Here is a 20,911-nt window from a genome sequence, read left to right on the forward strand (position 1 = left end):
CTTGTTTCTTCGGCGCGATTTTCGGCAACCGCCGATTACTGCGCTAACATTCAAATATTTCATTCCATCACAGCATCTTTACTATTACACTTTACTCAATGCTGTAGGTTACATGCAACGAGTGGGTTGCACCCGCTGCGACTTTAATTACATTCTCCGCTGCATTCACGCTTTCCACGCAGACCATGCCGCGATAGCCTGTGTCGCTGCCAAAATCACCCATTTTCGCGGCTTTTTCCACCCATGGATTCCACACTACTGTGGAACGACTACCGCGCTTGGCAATACGAATACTGCGCTTTTGGCCACTGTCATCAATCAAACAGTCTGAGTCGGTATCCACATAGAGGCGGTCTACTTCAGCGGCTATCGTAATTGCGCCAGATTGTGTTTTGCGTTGCCAATCACCCACTTTGTCAAGATACGCACAGCCTTCCAAACCGGTGATGCGAATTTGGTCTACATCGCTGATAGCGAAGTAAGTATGCAACGCTTCGCCAATTTCAAACATGGTTTGGCCGGTATTTTCGGTGATCAGTTCCACGGTCATCTCCTTGCCGATCGTAACGACGTTTCGCACCCGACAAGCATGCGGCCATTGCGCAGAAGGAATTGAACTCTGCGGCAGTTCAAAGGTGATACGCGTGCTGCCATCTGGTAATGCTTCGCTGGCCACAACTTGCCAAGGAACGGTGCGGGCAAATCCATGGCTTGGGAAAGTGCTGTCGGTTGCGTGGGCACCAAACCACGGCCAACAAATTGGCACGCCGCCACGAATAGATTTGCCAGGTGCTAATTTGGCTGCGGGGCTAAGCCAAATGACCGGTTTTTCGCCCACCGGCTCAAAGGACATGACATGCGCACCCTGTAATGAAATGGTAGATTTTGCTTGTTTGTTTGCAATGCACGCAAGAACCAAACCGCTTACATCTTCAGTAAACTCAAGTTGTCCAGGAATGGCGAATTGCTGGTTCAGCGTGGTTACATTCAACTGGCTCATTTTTAATCCTTAGTATTATTCCACGTCAAACAAAAACTATTGGCTGCTGCTTGCTATTCAGCCTTCGCCGCCATTAGTTTTTCATACTTAGCTTGAAGCTGCTCTCTGCTTTCCTTATGATCCGGGTCGAGTGGAATGCAGTCTACCGGGCAAACTTCCACGCACTGAGGCGTTTCATAGTGTCCCACGCACTCTGTACATTTGCCTGGACTAATGTAATAAATCGTATCGCCTTGCGAAATAGCATCGTTCGGGCATTCCGGTTCACACACATCACAGTTGATACATTCATCGGTAATAATCAGGGCCACGCTGTTTCTCTTTAAATTAAGTTAATTTTTTCAGTCAATTTGATCGCCACCAAAGGAGAAACAAATTTACTTACGTCGCCGCCATAGCGCGCGATCTCACGCACCATACTGGCTGAGATAAAAGTGTAATGCTCCGCCGGCGTCAAGAATAAAGTTTCAACATCAGGATGCAGGCTGCGGTTCATTCCCGCCATCTGAAATTCATATTCAAAATCGGATACTGCACGCAAGCCGCGTAATACGACGCGTGCATCTTGCGCTCGCACATAATTCATCAATAACCCGGAAAAACCTTCCACCCGCACATTAACAAAGTCAGCGAAGATTTCACGCGCCATGGCGACACGCTCATCCAGGGTGAACAAGGTATTACTTCGACTTTCGGCCACAGCCACCACAACTTCGTCGAACAGGCCTGCGGCACGACGGACTACGTCTTCATGTCCGCGCGTGATTGGATCAAAAGTGCCGGGATAAATAACTTTAATCATGTTCTAACGCACCTTCGCATCTCAATAATTGATAATGCACGGTACCCGACTTAGCGTGCCTCACCACCTGCCAAGCCGGGTCAGGCTCAAATACCTCACCGCTTTCAACGTACACCAAGCCGTCTTGCGTTAGTTGGTCAACAAGCAGTGGAAGCAATTTTGGCAGATAGTCACTCTGAAATGGTGGATCCAGAAAAATCACATCGAATAGCCCATTTTTGTGGTGCGCAAATTTTAACCCATCTTCACATCGCAGCAAGACGTTAGTACAGGCTAATTTCAGGGTGGACTCTTGCAAGGCGCGAAAGACCGTACGATTGCGCTCGACCATTACCACTTCTATTGCACCGCGTGACATTGCTTCAAATCCTAATGCGCCACTACCGGCGAACAGATCCAGACAGCGCCTGCCGCTAAGATTTTGTCCCAGCCAGTTGAACAAAGTCTCGCGCACGCGATCCGGCGTGGGGCGTAAGCCTTCTTCGTCCGGAAACTCAACCCAACGACTACGATGACTGCCGCCGATAATGCGTACCCGATTTATTGCACGGCTCCCTCTTTATTACTGGTTTTTTTTGTTTCCGGCGCACCAACTATCACAGTTGCCATCGCATCTGGATTCACGCGCCGTTTAAAGGCTGAGCGAATTTGCGCGGCGGTGACTTTATTAATATTTCCTACAAAGTCTTCTAGATGGGTCAAAGGTAACTCATAAAATCCAATAACACTGAGGTAGTCAACTATTTTTCTATTGCTATCGATACGCAACGGAAAACCGCCAATGATGTTTTGCTTGGATGCTTGTAATTCCTTTTTTGTCACGCCTTTATCAATAAACTCGCGTAGCGTAGCGCGCACTAGTTGCAGCGCTTCATCGGCTTGATCTTTTTTGGTTTGCAGCCCGACTTGAAACTCGCCTGGCAGCTTCATCGGCATAAAGTAACTATAGACACTATAAGCAAGGCCGCGCTTCTCGCGAATTTCATGCATCAGGCGGGACACAAATCCCCCTCCGCCGAGAATGTGATTGCCTACATAGAGGGGGTAATAATCCGGGTCATTACGTGCCATACCGGGTACGCCCATCAGAATATGACTCTGACTGGCCGGATGATCTATGCGCTGCTCATTCGCTTTAATTTGCATGACCACTGGTGCAATCTCTGCCACCTCAACGCCTTGTGGTAATTGCTCGGTAAGCTTTTGCGCGATGGCTTCAGCTTCGACACGCGTCACATCGCCCATAATGGCAACCACAGAATTTTTGGCTAAATAATGTGTACGAAAAAATGCCTCGATGTCAGCACGCTGAATTTTTTCCACGGTGGCGACTTCACCCGACGACGGCAAACCATAAGGATGGGTACCGAATACGGCCTTGCCGAAGGCTTTGGCAACAATGCTTTCCGGCTTGGTTTCCGCTTCTTTCAGACCCGCGATCAAGCGCGTCTTTTCTCGTACCAACACATTTTCTGGAAATAGCGGATGTTGCAGCACTCGTGCCACTATATCCAACGCCTGAATACGTTCCGCACTACTGCTCAATGTCCGCAAGCTTACACCGGCACGATCGGCATCGAAATTCATTCCCAGTTGCGCACCAATGTCGGCCAGATTTCGCGCGATGTCGTCCTCGCTCAAACCTTCTGCACCGAGATCCAGCATTTTATGGGTCAGCCCTGCTAATCCGGATTTTTCTGCCACATCAAAGCTACTTCCTGCAGCAAAAGTAACGGTTAAATCCAGCATTGGCAGATCATGGTTTTCCACAAAATAGACACGCGCGCCGCTCGGCGATTTCCAATGCTGGATGTTGGGAGTGGCGAGTGCAGGTGCGATACCGGCTAGAAACAAGACCACAACGGCAAATAACTTAGTGTGCATGCGATGCCCCTTTATTCATTTGTTTCGGTTTGCCGGAAAGCGGCTGTGGCTCAAGCACGGCAATGGTCAGCTGGTCGTCCTGCAGAAACTCCCGCGCTACATCCTGCACCTGTTGCGCCGTTACCGCCTGCAGTTTTTTTAAGATCACAGGGATAGCTTTGTATGACAGCCCTATACTTTCCATTTGTCCAATCTGCATTGCCTGATAAAACAGCGAATCGAGCTTGTATACTTCACTGGCAGTCACTTGTGCCTTAACACGTTTAAGTTCATCTTCGTTCACGCCGTCTCGTTTCAAAATTGCTATTTGCTCGCGCAAACCCTCTTCCATCTCTGCCACACTCTTGCCTTCGCTGGGGGTGCCTTCTAACACGAACAAGCTTGGTCCACGCGAGGTTGCGTCATATCCGGCGCCTACATTACTGGCCAGTTGCTTTTCTCGTACCAATATTTTGTTCAAGCGCGCCGAAGCATTGCCATCGAGAATGCCGGACAGTATTTGCAAGGCATAGGGCTGCCAATCTTTCTCTGGGTCACGTAGCGCGGGAGCGTGATAAGCCATTACCAGATGCGGCAGCTCTGCTGGCGCTTTAACTACAATGCGCTTCACGCCTAACTGCGGAGGCTCGCTGAAATGCTTGCGCACAGGCAAGCTACGCGCTGGAATCGAGCCATAAAAACGTTGCGCCAGCGCAAATACCTCGCTCGCCTTCACATCTCCTGCCACGACCAATGTCGCATTATTAGGCGCATACCAATTTTTATACCACGTCTTGGCATCATTGACTGAAAGTGTCTGCAAATCGTTCATCCAGCCAATTATTGGAGTCCGGTAGGGATGCTCTTGGTAAGCCGTGGCCATCAATTTTTCACTCACCAGACCCTGCGGCTCATCATCCGTGCGCATGCGTCGCTCTTCCATAACGACTTTAATTTCTTTACTGAATTCAGTCTCCGTCAGATGCAAGTTGCGCATGCGATCAGATTCGAGTTGCATGGCGAGAGGTAGCTTGGATTTGTGCAATTGTTGAAAATATGCAGTGTAATCGTTACTGGTAAAGGCGTTTTCTCGTCCGCCTGCAGCGGCTATGCGCTTAGAAAACTGTCCAACCGGCACGGTCTTTGTACCCTTGAACATCATATGCTCCAGTACGTGTGCGACACCGGTGACTCCAATATTTTCATCCATGCTGCCGGCGCGATACCACACCTGTTGAACAATAACTGGGGCACGGTGGTCTTCCTTGACTATTACCTTAAGGCCATTGCCGAGTGTCTTTTCAAACACTTCCGCCTTTGCCTCAACAGCGGATAAAAGCACTGCAGGCCATAAAACAGCAATAGTCAGCAGGTATTTTAATATTTGTATATGCATTTTTTTAGCCCAAAACAACTCAATCAGAATAGAATAACGATGGCGGCAAAAGCCGCCACAACTAACATGTATTATGCGCCATTTAGCTATCTTTCTGCCACCTCCAAAAATCTCCTTATAATGTTCGGCTTCCTAAAAAAATCTCCTGTTGAAGGGAAATCCAACCCTGTCGAAGATCTGCCTAAAAAAAGCGGCTGGATCAGCCGACTTAAGACCGGGCTGGCGCGTACGTCAGATCAAATGTCCAATCTGTTTGGCCGTGGCGGCAAGATCGACGACGAGATGTACGAAGAGCTGGAAGCCATCCTGGTTACCGCAGATGTCGGAATGAACGCCACTCGATTTTTACTGGCCGAGTTGCGCGGGCAAGTCAAAGCACAGCGACTCACTGAAGCGTCTCAGCTTAAAGAAGCATTAGCGCACGGCCTGATCAAACTGCTCAAGCCACTGGCACTGCCATTGGAAACTGCCTTACATAATCCCTGCGTCATTATGCTGGCCGGGGTAAACGGCGCTGGCAAAACAACTTCCATAGGCAAGCTGGCGAAATATTTCCAAGGGCAAGGCAAGTCAGTGCTACTGGCCGCAGGCGATACCTTCCGTGCCGCTGCACGGGAACAGTTGATGGAATGGGGTGCGCGCAATAATGTGACGGTTATCGCCCAGCAGAGCGGCGATGCCGCAGCGGTGATTTTCGATGCGGTGCAAGCAGCTCAGGCACGCAAAATCGACATCGTGCTGGCGGATACCGCCGGACGCCTGTCTACACAGATTCATCTGATGGAAGAAATCAAAAAGGTTAAACGCGTTATCGCCAAAGCGTTACCCGGCGCACCGCATGAAGTGCTGCTGGTACTGGACGCAAACACCGGGCAGAACGCTCTAAGCCAAGTCAAAGCATTCGATGATGCGCTGGCTGTCACTGGGCTGATACTGACTAAGCTGGATGGCACGGCCAAAGGCGGCGTAATTGCTGCCATCGCCAAGGCACACCCCATCCCTCTGCGCTTTATCGGTGTGGGAGAAGGTCTGGACGACCTGCGCCCATTTGTAGCGGAAGACTTCGTCGCGGCACTGCTGGGGCTGGAGGAATGATCCAGTTCAGCCAAATATGCAAGCGCTACCCCGGAGGTTATGAAGCACTGAAAAATGTTAGTTTTGAGATCACCGAGGGTGAAATGATTTTCCTCACTGGCCATTCCGGCGCAGGCAAGAGCACTTTGCTTAAACTCATTGCCGCCATTGAACGACCTAACTCTGGCAGCATTGTAGTCAAAGGACAAAATGTCAGTTCGATCAAGAGTGGAGCATTGCCCTACTTGCGTCGCAACCTTGGCTTGATTTTCCAGGATCATAAAATACTGTTCGACCGTAGCGTGTTTGACAACGTAATGCTGCCGCTGCAAATCTGTGGCTTCGATCACCGCGAAAGCGCCAAGCGCGTTCGAGCTGCATTAGACAAGGTAGGCTTACTAAAGCGCGAAAAAACCAGTCCGATCGCTCTGTCCGGCGGCGAGCAGCAACTTTTGTGCATCGCACGTGCCATCGTCAACCGTCCTTCCATCCTTTTGGCAGACGAACCGACCGGCAATCTTGACGCGGACTATGCCCGCGACATCATGAAAATCTTCAAATCCTTCCATCAGGTTGGCGTTACGCTGCTGATTTCTTCTCATGACGAAAACATTCTAAGCCAGTTTAAGGGACGCGTGCTGGCACTAAAAAATGGGGAATTGTGCCCATGAAAAACTTGCTGATATCTCATGTCCACGTGTTGCTAATTACCCTGCGCCGTTTCCTCACCACACCGCTGTCCAGTCTGCTAAACATTCTGGTCATCGGCATCGCACTCAGCTTACCGGCGGGCATGTATTTATTGCTGAAAAGCGTACAAGGACTGGCTGCGCAAGAAGTTGGAACACAGCAGATCAGTATATTTTTGAGCATGGATACCAGCCAGGACGAAGTCGCCCATATCGGCAAACAACTCAAGCAACACGTTGGCATCAAGCAGGTAAAATTTGTGCCACGTGACCAAGCGCTGGAACAACTAAAGCAGACCACCGGACTGACTGACGTAATCGGCGGAATAGCACAAAATCCGCTACCGGATGCCTATATTGTGTATCCAAAAAAATCTGATGCGCATGCGTTGGAAACGTTGCGTGATGATTTGCAAAAATGGCCTAACTTCGAGCATGTGCAACTGGATTCAGCTTGGGCATACAAGCTTGAAGCAATGCTCAAATTCGGTCTGTTGGCCGCACTCTTTCTCGCCGTACTGCTTAGCTTTGCGCTAGTGGCCGTTACCTTCAATACCATCCGTTTGCACATCCTCACCCAACGCGAAGAGATCGAAGTGTCCAAACTGATCGGCGCCACCAATGCCTTCATACGCCGACCATTTCTGTACTTCGGTTTTCTACAGGGGCTGCTAGGTGGTGCGGCAGCGTGGCTTATCATTACCACCAGCTTGTATTTGCTCAATACCAGCCTCTCTGAGTTAACGCATTTGTACGCCAGTAGCTTTACTCTGCAATTTCCCTCTGTAGGCGAGAACACTATACTATTGCTGCTATCCGCTTACCTTGGCTGGCTAGGAGCTTGGCTGTCCGTCGCCCAACACTTATGGAAAATTGAACCTCGTTAAGGACCCTAAATTTCTTTCTATAGGGCGCCTTTAAAAATTTAAGTTGCTAGCAGCCTGTCGGACTTAAAGAATCGTAGCGAAAATTGAGCTGAGCGAGGGTAGATTTTGATGATTTTGCAGGGTAATAGTTGTTCTATTGCCCAAAAAAGCGGCGAAATAGTCACCGCTCCGCTCAATTTGCAGACGATTTTCTTTAAGTCCGACAGGCTGCTAGACAAGGCGAGAGCAAACAATTGATCTCAGCATCTATTCGATATGTAGGCGAAAATTTTTACTCTCTAATACTGTCTTGTGACGAAAATTGAATTTTATAGGTACCCTATACCCAACAATAAACGTATTAGTGGCAATTATGACCTCTAACCTAAAATTGTGACTGCTTCGATTGTGTTATCGTTTATTCACTTGTTAGACTCAAATTAACGCTGTGTCTTCCAAGCTAAAGTGAAATATCATGGGTGAGCTGGGCTCTCAATTAATTTGAAATAACCACTGCTTTGTTAATGCCTTTTTTAAAATCTGGCTTTAATGAAAGAAAATCAAACTCTAAAAAAATTTCCTTATCCGAGCACTTGTAAATTCAATAACATATTGAATATTTGTTGAATAAATAAATTCAGGAATGAAACTAAATTCACGCTAAGCAAACAAATTGTTATCACTGACTCCAATACTTATATATGGCATTGCCTAAAAAAAATTAAAATGAGGAAATCATGAGATTCCAATATTTTTACCTTGTGCTAGCTGCCGGCGTCACATTTTCTTTGATTTCTTCTCTTGCCGCAGCCAAAACACCGGAACAAATTTTTGAACAAGTGTCACCTTCCGTTGTGGTAGTGGATATCTTCGATTCGAAGGATGATTTCATAGGGCAAGGCAGTGGCGTGGTAATAAGCACCGGCCAGGTAATTACCAATTGTCATGTTGCGAAAAGAGGAAAAAGTCGACAAGTGCGGCAATCTGGAAAAAAATTCTCTGCCACTATGCAATACTCGGATCCTAGTCGCGACCTGTGTCAATTAAATGTGCCGGATTTACAAGCACCCCCCGTCGTTCTGGGCACCGCCAAAAAGCTCAAGGTGGGCCAGCGCGTCTATGCCATCGGCGCACCGGAAGACCTGGAACTGACCTTGAGCGAAGGACTTATCTCTAGTTTGCGACCGCATGAAGGCTCGGACTACATTCAGACCTCTGCCGCGATTTCTCTCGGCTCCAGTGGGGGCGGGCTATTCGATGACCAAGGGCAATTAATCGGTATCACCACGTTTTATCACGCGGAGGGACAAAATCTTAACTTTGCCTTGCCCGTAGATTGGATAGGGGAGTTGCCGAAACGAGCCCAAAATACCTCGGCGATGGCGAAAAAGAGCGGGTTGGTTTGGCTCAACCGAGTAGTTGCGTTGGAACACAAAAAAAACTGGCCAGGAATGTTGAAGCTTTCGCAGCAGTGGGTAAAAAGTGAGCCCGATAGTGCAGACGCTTGGTTTAGTTTGGGTATCGCTCACAAAAATCTTAATCAATATGAGCAGGCAATTAAGGCCTATCGAAGTGCGCTACGCATTCAGCCTGAGTATGCCGATGCTTGGAATAATCTGGGCAATATCTACAACAACATCAAGCAACACGAACAAGCAATTCGAGCCTATCGCGAGGCGCTACGCATTAATCCAGAGTATACCTCTGCCTGGAATAATTTGGGCATAGCGTATGGCAATTTTAAACAATATGAGGAGGCGATTTCCGCTTACCGAGAGGCAGTTCGCATCGAACCGGAAAATGCAAGTGTCTGGTATAACTTGGGGGAAGCTTATTTCCGCCAAGGTCAGCAGGACAAAGTGCTAGAAAATTATCAAATCTTACGAAAGCTCGATTTTAAAATAGCAAACGCATATTCGAACGCTTTTATTTCGCCTTTAACCAAGTAATGTAGATACGCCTTGGTCATTCCCACGTATATTGTTTTGACGAAGCCCTTGATACAGTCTTCTCTTCTAAGAAAACTGTAGTGGTCAAATTTACATGGACACCTCGATAGGTGGGAAATGTGTTGGTTGTGAGCTGGAGTAACTACCCGAGATCGAAATGCCACTCGATTGGAAGCCTCACTGTAATGGGATTTGGTTGTTCACCCAAAAAAAGCCCTGCTAGTTTCCTAACAGGGTTTTAAGCTTTAAAATTGCCCGTAATATATCAACACGATTGAAGAAAGGTTTGGTACATACGCCCTTGTTAACATTTACCTAGCGGGAAGCGCGCTTACGATCTTGCTCAGTAAGATGACGCTTACGCACACGTATGGATAGCGGAGTGATTTCAACCAACTCGTCGTCGTCAATAAATTCAACAGCTGACTCCAGTGTCAGCTGAATTGGCGTGGTCAAGCGCACCGCTTCATCCGTGCCGGAGGAACGCACATTGGTCAGTTGCTTGCCTTTTATCGGGTTAACCACAAGGTCGTTATCGCGGCTGTGTATGCCTATGACCATGCCTTCATACAATTTATCACCGGGGCTGACGAACATGCGGCCACGGTCTTCCAATTTCCATAAGGCATAGGCCACAGCCTCGCCATTGTCTTGAGAAACCAGTACGCCATTATGTCGCCCTGGCATATCCGGCTTGACCGGGCCGTAGTCGTCAAACACGTGCGAGATAAGCCCGGTGCCACGGGTCATGGTCATAAAGTCACCCTGAAAACCGATCAAGCTGCGTGCCGGAATACGATACTCCAATCGCACACGGCCTCTTCCATCTGGCTGCATATCCTGCAAATCGCCGCGCCGGCGACCCAGCTCTTCCATAACTGCACCCTGGTTTGTCTCGTCCACGTCCACAGTGAGCATTTCATATGGCTCGCTTTTTTCACCGTTAATTTCACGAAACACCACGCGCGGTTTCGAAACAGCTAATTCAAAACCCTCTCGACGCATGGTTTCCAGCAAAATGGTCAAGTGCAATTCACCACGTCCCGACACGAGGAAAGAGTCTGTCTCACCCGTATCCTCCACGCGCAATGCCACGTTGACCAATAATTCTTTTGTCAGACGATCTCGAATCTGTCGGCTAGTAACGAACTTACCTTCTTGTCCTGCCAAGGGGGAATTGTTCACTTGGAAGGTCATAGTCAAAGTAGGCTCATCCACCTTAGGCATAGGCAGCGCTTCTGGCTGGTTAATATCGGCTAAGGTAACACCAATACCGATGTCTTCAATACCGTTGACTAGAATGATGTCGCCAGCAGCCGCTTCTTCCATTTGTACCCGCTCTATACCACGGAAGCCCAGCAACTGATTGACCCGCGCTTTCTTCGGCGGTTTATCGCCATTCAACAGCATAACCTCTTGACCAGGCTTAATTCTTCCCCGCGAAACACGCCCAACACCAATGCGCCCAACAAAGCTGGAATAATCTAGTGCAGAAATTTGGAATTGCAGCGGCCCGTCTGTATCGCCAGTCGGCTCCGGCACATGCTTTAATACGGTCTCGAACAACGGGCGCATATCCGTGCTCGGATTCGCCAAATCCAATGTCGCGTAACCATTCAACGCTGATGCGTAGACTATTGGAAAATCCATTTGTGCTTCAGTTGCACCAAGCTTATCGAATAAGTCAAAGGTATGATCTACTACCCACTCTGGCCGCGCGCCGGGTCGATCAACTTTGTTAATTACCACGATAGGGCGCAAACCCAGTGCCAGCGCTTTGCGTGTAACAAATCGGGTTTGCGGCATCGGCCCTTCCACCGCATCTACCAGTAACAAAACGCCATCTACCATCGACAGAACACGTTCTACCTCGCCACCAAAGTCGGCGTGTCCTGGCGTGTCCACGATGTTGATATGCACACCTTCATATTCCACTGCACAATTCTTTGCCAGAATGGTGATGCCACGTTCCTTTTCAAGATCGTTATTGTCCATCACGCGCTCAGCAACATGCTGGTGCGCGGCGAAAGTGGCTGTCTGAGACAGCAGCTTGTCCACCAAAGTGGTTTTGCCATGATCAACGTGGGCAATGATGGCGATATTACGGAGTACGCGCGACATGTTTACTACCTAAGCTGGATAAAGGGCGCGCATTCTAGCATACATATAAAGGACGCCTCTAAACATTACAATTCATTCCAAACAGCTACATTTGGAGTAAACGTACTTGAAGCCTAATCTTGGCAGACTTCACGGCACGACCAGATATATTCTCTGGCTATTATTGCTTAGCTGTGTATAATGCGGCCTCGCTGCGATATTGTGCAGCGATGGCTCATCGTTTTCTGACCTCTGGCGTCTCCGACGCGTCTTGCTTTTACCGGTTAGCGACGATGTTTTGCGCTGGTAGAGTCTATGATCTCCCTACTAAATTCTAATGTGTGGCTTTAGCCACGCATGCGCTTTGATTTAATCATTAATTAAGGAACAATCGTGTCTATTGATAACACAGCTACACCTATTAAAGTTATTACCTTTTCTTCTCTGGGATTGAATCCCTTAATCCTCAATGCTGTAGAAGAATCGGGCTATACCGTGCCTTCACCCATTCAGGCCGAAGCCATTCCCGAAGTCATGGCGGGTCACGATCTGATGGCATCTGCCCAGACCGGCACCGGCAAAACTGCTGCTTTCATCCTGCCCGCGTTACACCGCATCGCCGAACCTGCCGCCGTGCGTAGCAAGGGACCGCGCGTGCTGGTGTTAACTCCGACGCGCGAACTGGCACAACAAGTTTCAGACGCCGCCGCTAAATATGGCAAGAACATGCGCCTGAAAGTAGTGAGCATTCTCGGTGGCATGCCCTACCCACTACAAAACAAACTGTTATCCAGCCCAGTAGATATTTTAGTGGCCACTCCTGGTCGCTTGATTGATCACATCGAGCGCGGCCGCATCGACTTTTCGCGCCTCGAAATGTTAGTGCTGGATGAAGCCGACCGCATGCTGGATATGGGTTTCATTGATGATGTGGAGCGCATCGCAGCAGCCACTCCGGCCACGCGCCAGACGCTATTGTTCTCTGCCACCCTGGACGGTGTAATTGGCAACCTGGCAAAACGACTGCTCACGAATCCAAAACGCATAAGCATCGCAGCTACGCATGCACGCCACGAAAACATCGAACAACGCCTAATGTATGTGGACGACATGGCACACAAAGGCCGTTTGCTAGATCACCTACTACGTGATACGGATTTGAACCAAGCATTGGTATTCACCGCTACCAAGCGCGACGCTGATGCTTTGGCTGACAAACTGTTGTCCCAAGGACATTCGGCCGCCGCGCTACATGGCGATATGAACCAGCGCGAACGCAACCGCACCTTGGTTAACCTACGCCGTGGTCAAGTGCGTATTTTGGTGGCAACTGACGTGGCCGCGCGTGGCATCGACGTTCCGGGTATTTCTCACGTGATCAATTTCGACCTTCCCAAGGCCGCCGAAGACTACGTGCACCGTATCGGCCGCACCGGTCGCGCCGGATCTTCCGGCATCGCAGTTTCGTTCGCATCCAACCGGGATACTGGAAACCTGCAAAAGATCGAGCGCTACACGGGGCAAAGCATTACTGCTCATATCGTTGCCGGCCTTGAACCAAAATTCAAACCGCGCTCACAGCCCTCCAGTACACGTGGCAAACCCGGCGGATACGGACGCCATGCTCACGCTGATGGCGCTAGACGCGAGGGTCAATCTCATAATCGTTTCGGCGACAATGCACCACGGCGTAATGGGAACACCGGCAACACGGGTCCTGCTGGGCAGGAACGTCGTCCAGCAAGCAGCTTCTCGAATGGACGCGGCTACAACAGCGGCAACCGTTAAGCACTCAACGATTTTTTCGCTAAAAGCAAAAAGGCATGCCTAGGCGTGCCTTTTTTGTTTCTACTGGCTATCACACTGTTGGGCCGCCTCTAAAAACTCAGGATTTGACCAAATGCCAAGTGCGGACTGAATTATTCAAGCATTTGCTGTTTAACTCTCCATGTCGAAACGCAATAGCCGGAAATAGAGTTGTTTAACGAAGCAACTTGTATGGCAGATTGCCCAGATTTTTTTATTTTTAAAGGTGTCCTGTTGTGCTGACAGCCGCTATCCACTATGCTTGCCACCGTTTCTTCTTAAAATCTAAGTAATTATGACCGTCAGTATCAAGACTCCTCAGGAAATAGAAAAAATGCGCATCGCAGGCCGCTTGGCCAGCGAAGTTCTGGACTACATCACCCCCTTTATTCAAGCTGGCATTACTACTGGCGAAATTGACCGCCTCTGCCATGATTACATGGTGAATGTGCAACAATGTATTCCTGCGCCGCTTAATTACGCGCCGCCAGGACATGCGCCCTATCCTAAATCCATCTGTACCTCAGTCAATCATCAGATATGCCATGGCGTGCCGGGTGAAAAAAAACTTAAGAATGGCGACATCCTTAATATTGACGTCACCACCATCAAACAAGCGTATCACGGCGATACCAGCCGCATGTTCTATGTCGGCGAAACTTCCATCCAGGCAAAACGGCTGTGTGAAACCACTTTCGAGGCAATGTGGCGAGGTATCCGCGTGGTCAAACCCGGCGCGTATTTGGGCGATATCGGCCATGCCATCCAGAGCTTCGTCGAAGCGACGGGCTACAGCGTGGTACGTGAATTCTGCGGCCACGGCATTGGCAGGGGATTTCACGAAGCGCCACAAGTGTTGCACTATGGTAAGCCTAAAAGTGGTTTGAAACTAGAAGCGGGCATGATCTTCACCATAGAACCGATGATTAACGCTGGCAAGGCTGGCATCACTCAACTCAGTGATGGCTGGACCATCGTGACCAAGGATCACAGTTTATCAGCTCAGTGGGAACATACCATTCTGGTAACCGAATCCGGCTTTGAAGTGCTGACTGTTTCCGCTGGAACGCCCTCTCCACCACCGTAAATAAGTCATGCAAAGCGCCGCTGAAATTCGTCAGAGCTTGCGTGCCGCACGATTACTCCTGCAACAGAATTATGAGCATCACGCGCAACCAGCGCGCCTGCTGCGTTCTCATGCCAAGCTGGTAGATGAACATTTACGCTCGGCATGGCAACTTCTCGCCATGCCGCCAACTCAAACACTTGTAGGAGTAGGTGGCTATGGGCGTAGTGAGCTATATCCCAAATCTGACATTGACCTGTTAATCCTGTTGCCAGAGGAACCGAATTCGGCAATGCAACATAAGTTGCAGGAACTGGTTGGCCTGCTGTGGGACATTGGCCTGGAAGTTGGCCACAGCATCCGTACCGTTGCTCAATGTTTAGAGGAATCGGTTGATGTTACGGTACAGACCAACCTATTAGAAGCTCGTTTAATTATCGGCGCACCCGAACTGTTTGAGGAAATGGTCAGCGTGCTGACGCAACACCTTGATCATCGCGCATTCTATCTTGCCAAGCAGAATGAACAGCAACAGCGCCACGCGCGCTTCATCGATGCGGACTACAACCTTGAGCCACACATAAAAGAAAGCCCCGGTGGCCTGCGCGATTTACAGACCGTGCTGTGGATTAGCCGCGCCTGCAACTTGGGCGACACTTGGCGTGAACTAGCCAAGGCAGGTATGATTACCGAGCCTGAGGCGCGCGCCATCGCGCGTCACGAAACCCTGCTGCAAAACCTTCGCATCCACCTGCATTATTTGGCCAGCCGACGTGAAGATCGCCTGCTATTCGATTACCAGACCGAACTGGCAAAACAAATGCACATCGCTGCTACAAGTGTGCGCCGTGCCAGCGAACACCTGATGCAACGTTACTACCGTACCAAACAAGCGGTGCTACAACTCAATGCCGTGCTATTGCAAAACTTGCGCACACACCTGTTCCCCGAAGCAAGCACAATGCACCCCCTAAATGAACGCTTCATAACGCGCGATGATTTGCTCGAAGCGCGTGATGAAGCCCTGTTCGAACGGGAACCTTCAGCCATTATGGAATGTTTCCTGTTGCTGGAACAACATCCTAGGCTGAGCGGATTTTCTGCACCCACTTTGCGCGCTCTGTGGCGGGCGCGCCATAAAATAGATGCTGCATTCCGACGCAATGCACACAATCGGGCATTGTTCATGGCTATTCTGCGCCAACCGCACGGACTTACTCATGCGCTACGGCGCATGAATCAAAATGACATCCTGGGCCGCTATCTACCTGCGTTTGGTCGCATCGTCGGACAAATGCAGCACGATCTGTTTCATGTTTATACAGTAGACAAACATATCCTGATGGTGGTGCGCAATCTGCGCCGTTTAACCTTGGCAGAACATGCGCATGAATCTCCCTTGTGTAACAAGCTGATCAAGGATTTCGCGCGCGTAGAGGTGCTATATATCGCTGGGCTATTCCACGATATCGCCAAAGGTCGCGGTGGCGACCATTCAATACTCGGCTGTGCGGATGCTGCACGCTTCTGCAAACAGCACGGACTGACGAGTGAAGATGCCGACCTGGTGGTATGGCTGGTAGCACATCACCTAACAATGTCCACCACCGCACAAAAACAAGACTTGTCAGACCAGGACGTGATCGCTACCTTCGCTGCAAAAATAAAAAATGATCGTTATCTAGTAGCGTTGTATTTGCTCACTGTGGCTGATATTCGTGGCACCAGTCCAAAAATATGGAATGCCTGGAAGGGCAAGTTACTTGAAGATCTATTCTGGGCAACGCGCCGCTATATGGTTGACGGTAAGATTGCCGATCAAGTCGGCGAAATCCGCACACGCACATTAGAAATACTAAGCTTGCATGCGATTGCACCTGAAGTACACGAAACACTTTGGGCACAATTAGATCCAGAATATTTCCTGCGCCACGAACCGCAGGAAATTGCCTGGCACACTCGCCTGCTTGCACATCAAGTCAATAGCCACTCGGCCATCGTCAAGACACGTTTAAGCCCCATCGGGGAAGGTATTCAGCTGACGGTCTACAGTCCTGACCAGCCTTATATTTTTTCGCGCATCTGCGATTTTCTCGAGCGACTGAACTACAACATCATGGAAGCAAAGATCCACACCACCCACCACGGTTACACACTAGATAGCTTTCTGGCAATGGATGCAAGCAATAGCAAGCCAGCATATCGCGATATCATGAATTACATAGAGTATGAGCTATCACGCAAGATAGTCGCCGCCGACGAACTTTCCGCACAAAAAACCGCCAGAATATCCCGCCAACTCAAACATTTTCCCATCGCATCCGAAGTTAATATAACGTCAGACAATAAAGGTAATTATCTACTTTCCATTATCGCCGGCGACCGCCCCGGCCTGCTGGCGCGCATCGCACATGTGCTGGCGCGGCATGGCATAGTGATTCGTAGCGCCAAGATCAATACTCTGGGAGCACGCGCCGAGGACACCTTCCTTTTAGCCAGCGCAGAGCTAATCCAACCGCAGTCAATAACTGCACTTCGCGAAGAATTATTAAGAAAGATTTCTTAAACGTAATCTGGAGAATACGTAAGGCTCTCTCAGCAATAGCAGCATAATGACTATATGTAACAACTTATCGTTCCATGATGTATAAATGTCCGCAAAACAACCAATAACCCCAAAAATATTACACAGGGCCGCATACAAAAGCCAGAAGCAATTTATAGCGTCTTTTGCATCCTCATTGGTGCGGCCTTTATCAATTGGCGCAAGAACTCGGTGCTGCTGGCTTTAGTCTAGTTGTGGTAAATGCGGATATACCCACCGTGCTGCACGGTCAATGGCGACAAGCATGCCTGAGCCGGTGTCAGTGGTGCATTAAATGTGTGCGGGCGACGAGAACGATCCGGAACGTTTTCGCGTCTTTCCCACTTGCGAGCTGGTGGCAACAGTGATGTCGTACAAGCAAGCCAATGTCGTGACGTTTGCAGGTGACCTATGGCGGATTCATTGTCAGAGAGCGCAGTTGGCAGTTCTCGGTCTTCAATTGGCGTATGAGTTGCTGCTCGGCAGTGATAGGTTCTCGATACCGGTTTTACCCAGTTGCTCAGTCCGATATTGTTCAATCAAGCGACTCATCACCTCTGTGCGACCAAGGCTCATGTCTTTAACCACTTGCGTACTCAGTCCTTGATCAACTACCATGCCTGCAACTTCAAATTAAAATGCGGCGTAGTACTGCTTACGGTGTTTGCTTATTTGCGATCCCTCTCTAGCAGCCTGTCGGACTTAAAGGAAATCGGCTGCAAATTGAGCTGAACGGTGTATATTTCGCCGCCTTTTTGGGCAATAGAACAACTATTACCCTGCAAAATCATCAAGATCTACCCTCGCTCAGCTCAATTTTCGCTGCGACTCTTTAAGTCCGACAGACTGCTAGCTGAATAATAATCCTATCGAAGTGTACGTTTCTATTAGGCCGCTACAAGTCAATCGGCCTGTTGATTAGCCACATTCAACGTTACATGATGGCTATGCATGAAGAACCAGGTTAGGTGATGGAGTGGATGGTCTAGACGAGCTGTGAGATGTTAGGCTTCATTTTCATTCAGCCAAACTTCCAAGCCTATCTGAACAGGGAACATACCACTACGCAATTGACAAACTGAAGGATTAATACCGCAAAAAAATAGCATAACTCTTTAAGCCATTGCACTAACAACAAAGGCTTGCAGGATATAAATTCTGCAAGCCTTTCTTTAATTTGGTGGCCCGGGGCGGAATCGAACCACCGACACGAGGATCTTCAATCCACTGCTCTACCAACTGAGCTACCAGGCCTATGCGAAGGTGCGCATTATAACGACAAAATACAATTTAAGGAACCTTAGAATTGAGATAGGCCACACACGCAACAATGCCAACCTTACTGTTTGCAAATTCCAAAAAAAACCCTGCACAAGGCAGGGTTTGTTAGCTTCAGCAGCACATGAGATGCAACAACTACATCATGCCACCCATACCACCCATACCACCCATACCACCCATACCACCCATACCACCACCGCCACCCAAATCAACGGCAGGCTTGTCATCATCTAACTCAGCCACCATGCATCCAGTAGTCAACATCAAACCAGAGATAGACGCAGCATTTTGCAGTGCGATACGGGTAACCTTAGTAGGATCAACCACGCCCATTGCCAGCATGTCTCCATACTCTCCGCTCGCAGCGTTATAGCCATAGTTGCCTTTGCCATCCAGCACCTTGCTGACCACTACCGAAGGCTCGTCACCCGCGTTATCTACAATGCAACGTAGTGGCGATTCCATGGCACGCAACACGATGGTAATACCCGCATCTTGGTCATGGTTGTCCCCCTTCAACTTTGCCACTACTGCCTTGGCACGCAACAATGCGACGCCGCCGCCGGGAACAATTCCTTCTTCCACTGCTGCACGGGTTGCATGCAGCGCATCTTCCACGCGCGCTTTTTTCTCTTTCATTTCAACTTCAGTTGCAGCGCCAACTTTAATCACTGCCACGCCGCCAGCCAGCTTAGCTTTGCGCTCTACCAGTTTTTCTTTATCATAATCGCTGGTTGCCTCTTCGAACTGTCTGGAGATTTGAGAGATACGACCTTGGATCGCCTCTTCATTACCAGCACCATCAATAAGGATGGTGTTTTCTTTGTTAACTTCTACACGCTTGGCTTGACCCAAATCCGTCAGAGTAGCTTTTTCAAGCGACAAGCCGACTTCTTCAGCAATCACTGTACCACCAGTCAGAATAGCAATGTCTTCCAGCATGGACTGACGCCTGCTGCCAAAGCCCGGAGCCTTAACTGCAACTGTCTTCAGAATTCCACGGATGTTGTTCACCACTAGAGTAGCCAGCGCTTCGCCATCTACATCTTCAGCAATAATTAACAGTGGGCGACTTGCCTTGGCGACTTGTTCCAGCAGCGGTAGCAAATCCCGAATGTTGGAGATTTTTTTGTCGTGTAACAAAATGTAGGGATTTTCCATTACTACATTTTGCTTTTCTTGGTCGTTAATAAAGTATGGAGACAAATAGCCGCGATCAAACTGCATACCTTCGACCAATTCAAGTTCGTTATCAAGCGATTTACCATCCTCAACGGTGATTACACCTTCTTTACCTACCTTGTCCATCGCGTCAGAAATAATTTTGCCGATGTTGGCATCAGAGTTGGCAGAAATTGAGCCAACTTGAGCAATTTCGGTAGAGGTAGTGCATGGCTTGGACAGCTTCTTCAATTCCTCTGCGACAGCAAGGACGGCCTTGTCAATACCGCGCTTCAGATCCATCGGGTTCATACCAGCAGCAACAAATTTCATGCCTTCTTGTACGATGGACTGTGCCAGAACGGTCGCAGTAGTCGTACCGTCGCCAGCTATATCAGAGGTTTTAGAAGCTACTTCCTTGACCATTTGCGCACCCATGTTTTCGAACTTGTCTTTTAGTTCGATTTCCTTGGCGACAGATACACCATCCTTGGTAATTGTAGGCGCACCATAAGAGCGATCCAACACTACATTACGACCCTTCGGTCCAAGAGTGACTTTAACCGCGTTGGCTAAAATATTAACACCCGCAACCATTTTGCTGCGTCCAGCATCATAGAATTTCACGTCTTTTGCTGCCATATTTCTTTCTCCTAAAGTTATTTGGTCACTTCGCTTCGGTCTTTACCGAAGGTTATCTCGCCCTATTTAAGGGGCTGCAAGACTGTATATCTGGTTATTAAATTTCGATTACGCCGATAATTTGTTCTTCGTGCATCGTTATGTATTCTTGGCCATCAATTTTAAAAGTCTGAGAGGCGTGTCTACCAAACAAAACCTTATCGCCAACTTTTACAGTCATTGGGATTAGTTTTCCATCATCACTATGTTTGCCAGGACCTACTGCAACAACTGCGCCTTGATCAGGCTTCTCGGTGGCAGCATCAGGAATCACAATTCCGGACGCAGTCTTGCGTTCTTCTTCCGTGCGCTTGATAACAACACGATCATGCAAAGGACGGACCAACATATTTTATTCTCCTTAAACAAACAATTAACAAAATAACGACATCTCTAGTTAGCACTCGATGCCAGAGAGTGCTAATAATAAGGGCGGAACACACTAATTTCAAGAGCAGAATGAAAATTTCTTTAAACAATGATTACGAAGAAAGGTCACGGATAACTTTAAAATGCGACATCAAGCATTGAATTCACCGGCTGTAGGAGATGCAAAAATAAATATCAGTCTGTAGTTTCAAACTGATTGGTTT

At 48.8% G+C, this 20,911-nt stretch carries 17 protein-coding genes and 1 tRNA gene; 7 read left to right on the forward strand and 11 right to left on the reverse strand.

What is annotated here, in order from left to right; translation table 11 throughout:
* Positions 1–91: 91 nt before the first annotated feature.
* From MJ769_RS10745 to MJ769_RS10770, 6 genes are read right to left on the reverse strand one after another with little or no spacing between them, the layout of a single operon-like run.
* Positions 92–1,000 carry a D-hexose-6-phosphate mutarotase gene (locus tag MJ769_RS10745; protein ID WP_239237126.1) on the reverse strand — a complete coding sequence of 303 codons (909 nt, stop codon included), beginning with the start codon at positions 998–1,000 and terminating at the stop codon, positions 92–94.
* 53 nt (positions 1,001–1,053) lie between these two features.
* Positions 1,054–1,311: a YfhL family 4Fe-4S dicluster ferredoxin gene (locus MJ769_RS10750; protein ID WP_239237127.1), complete on the reverse strand. Its 258-nt coding sequence runs from the start codon at positions 1,309–1,311 to the stop codon at positions 1,054–1,056.
* Between the two features lie 11 nt (positions 1,312–1,322).
* Positions 1,323–1,802 carry a pantetheine-phosphate adenylyltransferase gene (gene coaD / locus MJ769_RS10755; RefSeq protein ID WP_239237128.1) on the reverse strand — a complete coding sequence of 160 codons (480 nt, stop codon included), beginning with the start codon at positions 1,800–1,802 and terminating at the stop codon, positions 1,323–1,325.
* Positions 1,795–2,346 carry a 16S rRNA (guanine(966)-N(2))-methyltransferase RsmD gene (gene rsmD, locus MJ769_RS10760; protein WP_239237163.1) on the reverse strand — a complete coding sequence of 184 codons (552 nt, stop codon included), beginning with the start codon at positions 2,344–2,346 and terminating at the stop codon, positions 1,795–1,797. The genes coaD and rsmD overlap by 8 nt, the downstream gene beginning before the upstream one ends.
* A complete protein-coding gene (locus MJ769_RS10765) occupies positions 2,343–3,686 on the reverse strand; it encodes a M16 family metallopeptidase (RefSeq protein WP_239237129.1) in 1,344 nt (447 codons plus the stop codon). The genes rsmD and MJ769_RS10765 overlap by 4 nt, the downstream gene beginning before the upstream one ends.
* Positions 3,676–5,061, reverse strand: coding sequence for a M16 family metallopeptidase (locus MJ769_RS10770; RefSeq protein WP_239237130.1), 1,386 nt, complete (start codon positions 5,059–5,061; stop codon positions 3,676–3,678). Before MJ769_RS10770 ends, MJ769_RS10765 begins: the two co-directional genes overlap by 11 nt.
* 120 nt (positions 5,062–5,181) lie before the next feature.
* On the opposite strand from MJ769_RS10770, the gene ftsY reads away from it, so the two are divergent.
* The 4 genes from ftsY to MJ769_RS10790 all read left to right on the forward strand — a co-directional run bounded on the left by ftsY (position 5,182) and on the right by MJ769_RS10790 (position 9,639).
* Complete coding sequence (gene ftsY / locus MJ769_RS10775; protein ID WP_239237164.1) at positions 5,182–6,156, forward strand: signal recognition particle-docking protein FtsY; 975 nt, start codon at positions 5,182–5,184, stop codon at positions 6,154–6,156.
* Entirely contained in the window at positions 6,153–6,806 is a 654-nt protein-coding gene (gene ftsE / locus MJ769_RS10780) for a cell division ATP-binding protein FtsE (protein ID WP_239237131.1), read from the forward strand. Before ftsY ends, ftsE begins: the two co-directional genes overlap by 4 nt.
* A complete protein-coding gene (ftsX, locus tag MJ769_RS10785) occupies positions 6,803–7,711 on the forward strand; it encodes a permease-like cell division protein FtsX (RefSeq protein ID WP_239237132.1) in 909 nt (302 codons plus the stop codon). Before ftsE ends, ftsX begins: the two co-directional genes overlap by 4 nt.
* Before the next feature lie 716 nt (positions 7,712–8,427).
* Entirely contained in the window at positions 8,428–9,639 is a 1,212-nt protein-coding gene (locus tag MJ769_RS10790) for a tetratricopeptide repeat protein (RefSeq protein WP_239237133.1), read from the forward strand.
* Positions 9,640–9,954: 315 nt separating this feature from the next.
* Here MJ769_RS10790 and typA read toward each other — a convergent pair whose 3' ends face one another.
* Positions 9,955–11,760, reverse strand: coding sequence for a translational GTPase TypA (typA, locus tag MJ769_RS10795; RefSeq protein WP_239237134.1), 1,806 nt, complete (start codon positions 11,758–11,760; stop codon positions 9,955–9,957).
* A gap of 408 nt (positions 11,761–12,168) precedes the next feature.
* Between typA and MJ769_RS10800 the strand changes: the two genes are divergently transcribed.
* From MJ769_RS10800 to MJ769_RS10810, 3 genes are all read left to right on the forward strand, one after another.
* Positions 12,169–13,527, forward strand: a complete 1,359-nt coding sequence (locus tag MJ769_RS10800; RefSeq protein WP_239237165.1) for a DEAD/DEAH box helicase — start codon at positions 12,169–12,171, stop codon at positions 13,525–13,527.
* A 313-nt stretch (positions 13,528–13,840) separates the two neighbouring features.
* The gene (map, locus tag MJ769_RS10805; protein WP_239237135.1) at positions 13,841–14,632 is read left to right on the forward strand and encodes a type I methionyl aminopeptidase; all 792 of its coding nucleotides are present in this window, start codon (positions 13,841–13,843) and stop codon (positions 14,630–14,632) included.
* A gap of 7 nt (positions 14,633–14,639) precedes the next feature.
* Positions 14,640–17,177: a [protein-PII] uridylyltransferase gene (locus tag MJ769_RS10810; RefSeq protein ID WP_239237136.1), complete on the forward strand. Its 2,538-nt coding sequence runs from the start codon at positions 14,640–14,642 to the stop codon at positions 17,175–17,177.
* Between the two features lie 474 nt (positions 17,178–17,651).
* Here the strand turns inward: MJ769_RS10810 and MJ769_RS10815 are convergent, their stop codons facing one another.
* The 4 genes from MJ769_RS10815 to MJ769_RS10830 all read right to left on the reverse strand — a co-directional run bounded on the left by MJ769_RS10815 (position 17,652) and on the right by MJ769_RS10830 (position 20,667).
* The gene (locus MJ769_RS10815; protein WP_239237137.1) at positions 17,652–17,813 is read right to left on the reverse strand and encodes a hypothetical protein; all 162 of its coding nucleotides are present in this window, start codon (positions 17,811–17,813) and stop codon (positions 17,652–17,654) included.
* A gap of 560 nt (positions 17,814–18,373) precedes the next feature.
* Positions 18,374–18,449, reverse strand: a tRNA-Phe gene (locus MJ769_RS10820).
* 162 nt (positions 18,450–18,611) lie between these two features.
* Entirely contained in the window at positions 18,612–20,279 is a 1,668-nt protein-coding gene (groL, locus tag MJ769_RS10825) for a chaperonin GroEL (RefSeq protein WP_239237138.1), read from the reverse strand.
* 97 nt (positions 20,280–20,376) lie between these two features.
* A complete protein-coding gene (locus MJ769_RS10830) occupies positions 20,377–20,667 on the reverse strand; it encodes a co-chaperone GroES (RefSeq protein WP_239237139.1) in 291 nt (96 codons plus the stop codon).
* Positions 20,668–20,911 lie beyond the last annotated feature (244 nt).

Source organism: Candidatus Nitrotoga sp. BS (assembly GCF_927797785.1).
Classification (GTDB): domain Bacteria; phylum Pseudomonadota; class Gammaproteobacteria; order Burkholderiales; family Gallionellaceae; genus Nitrotoga.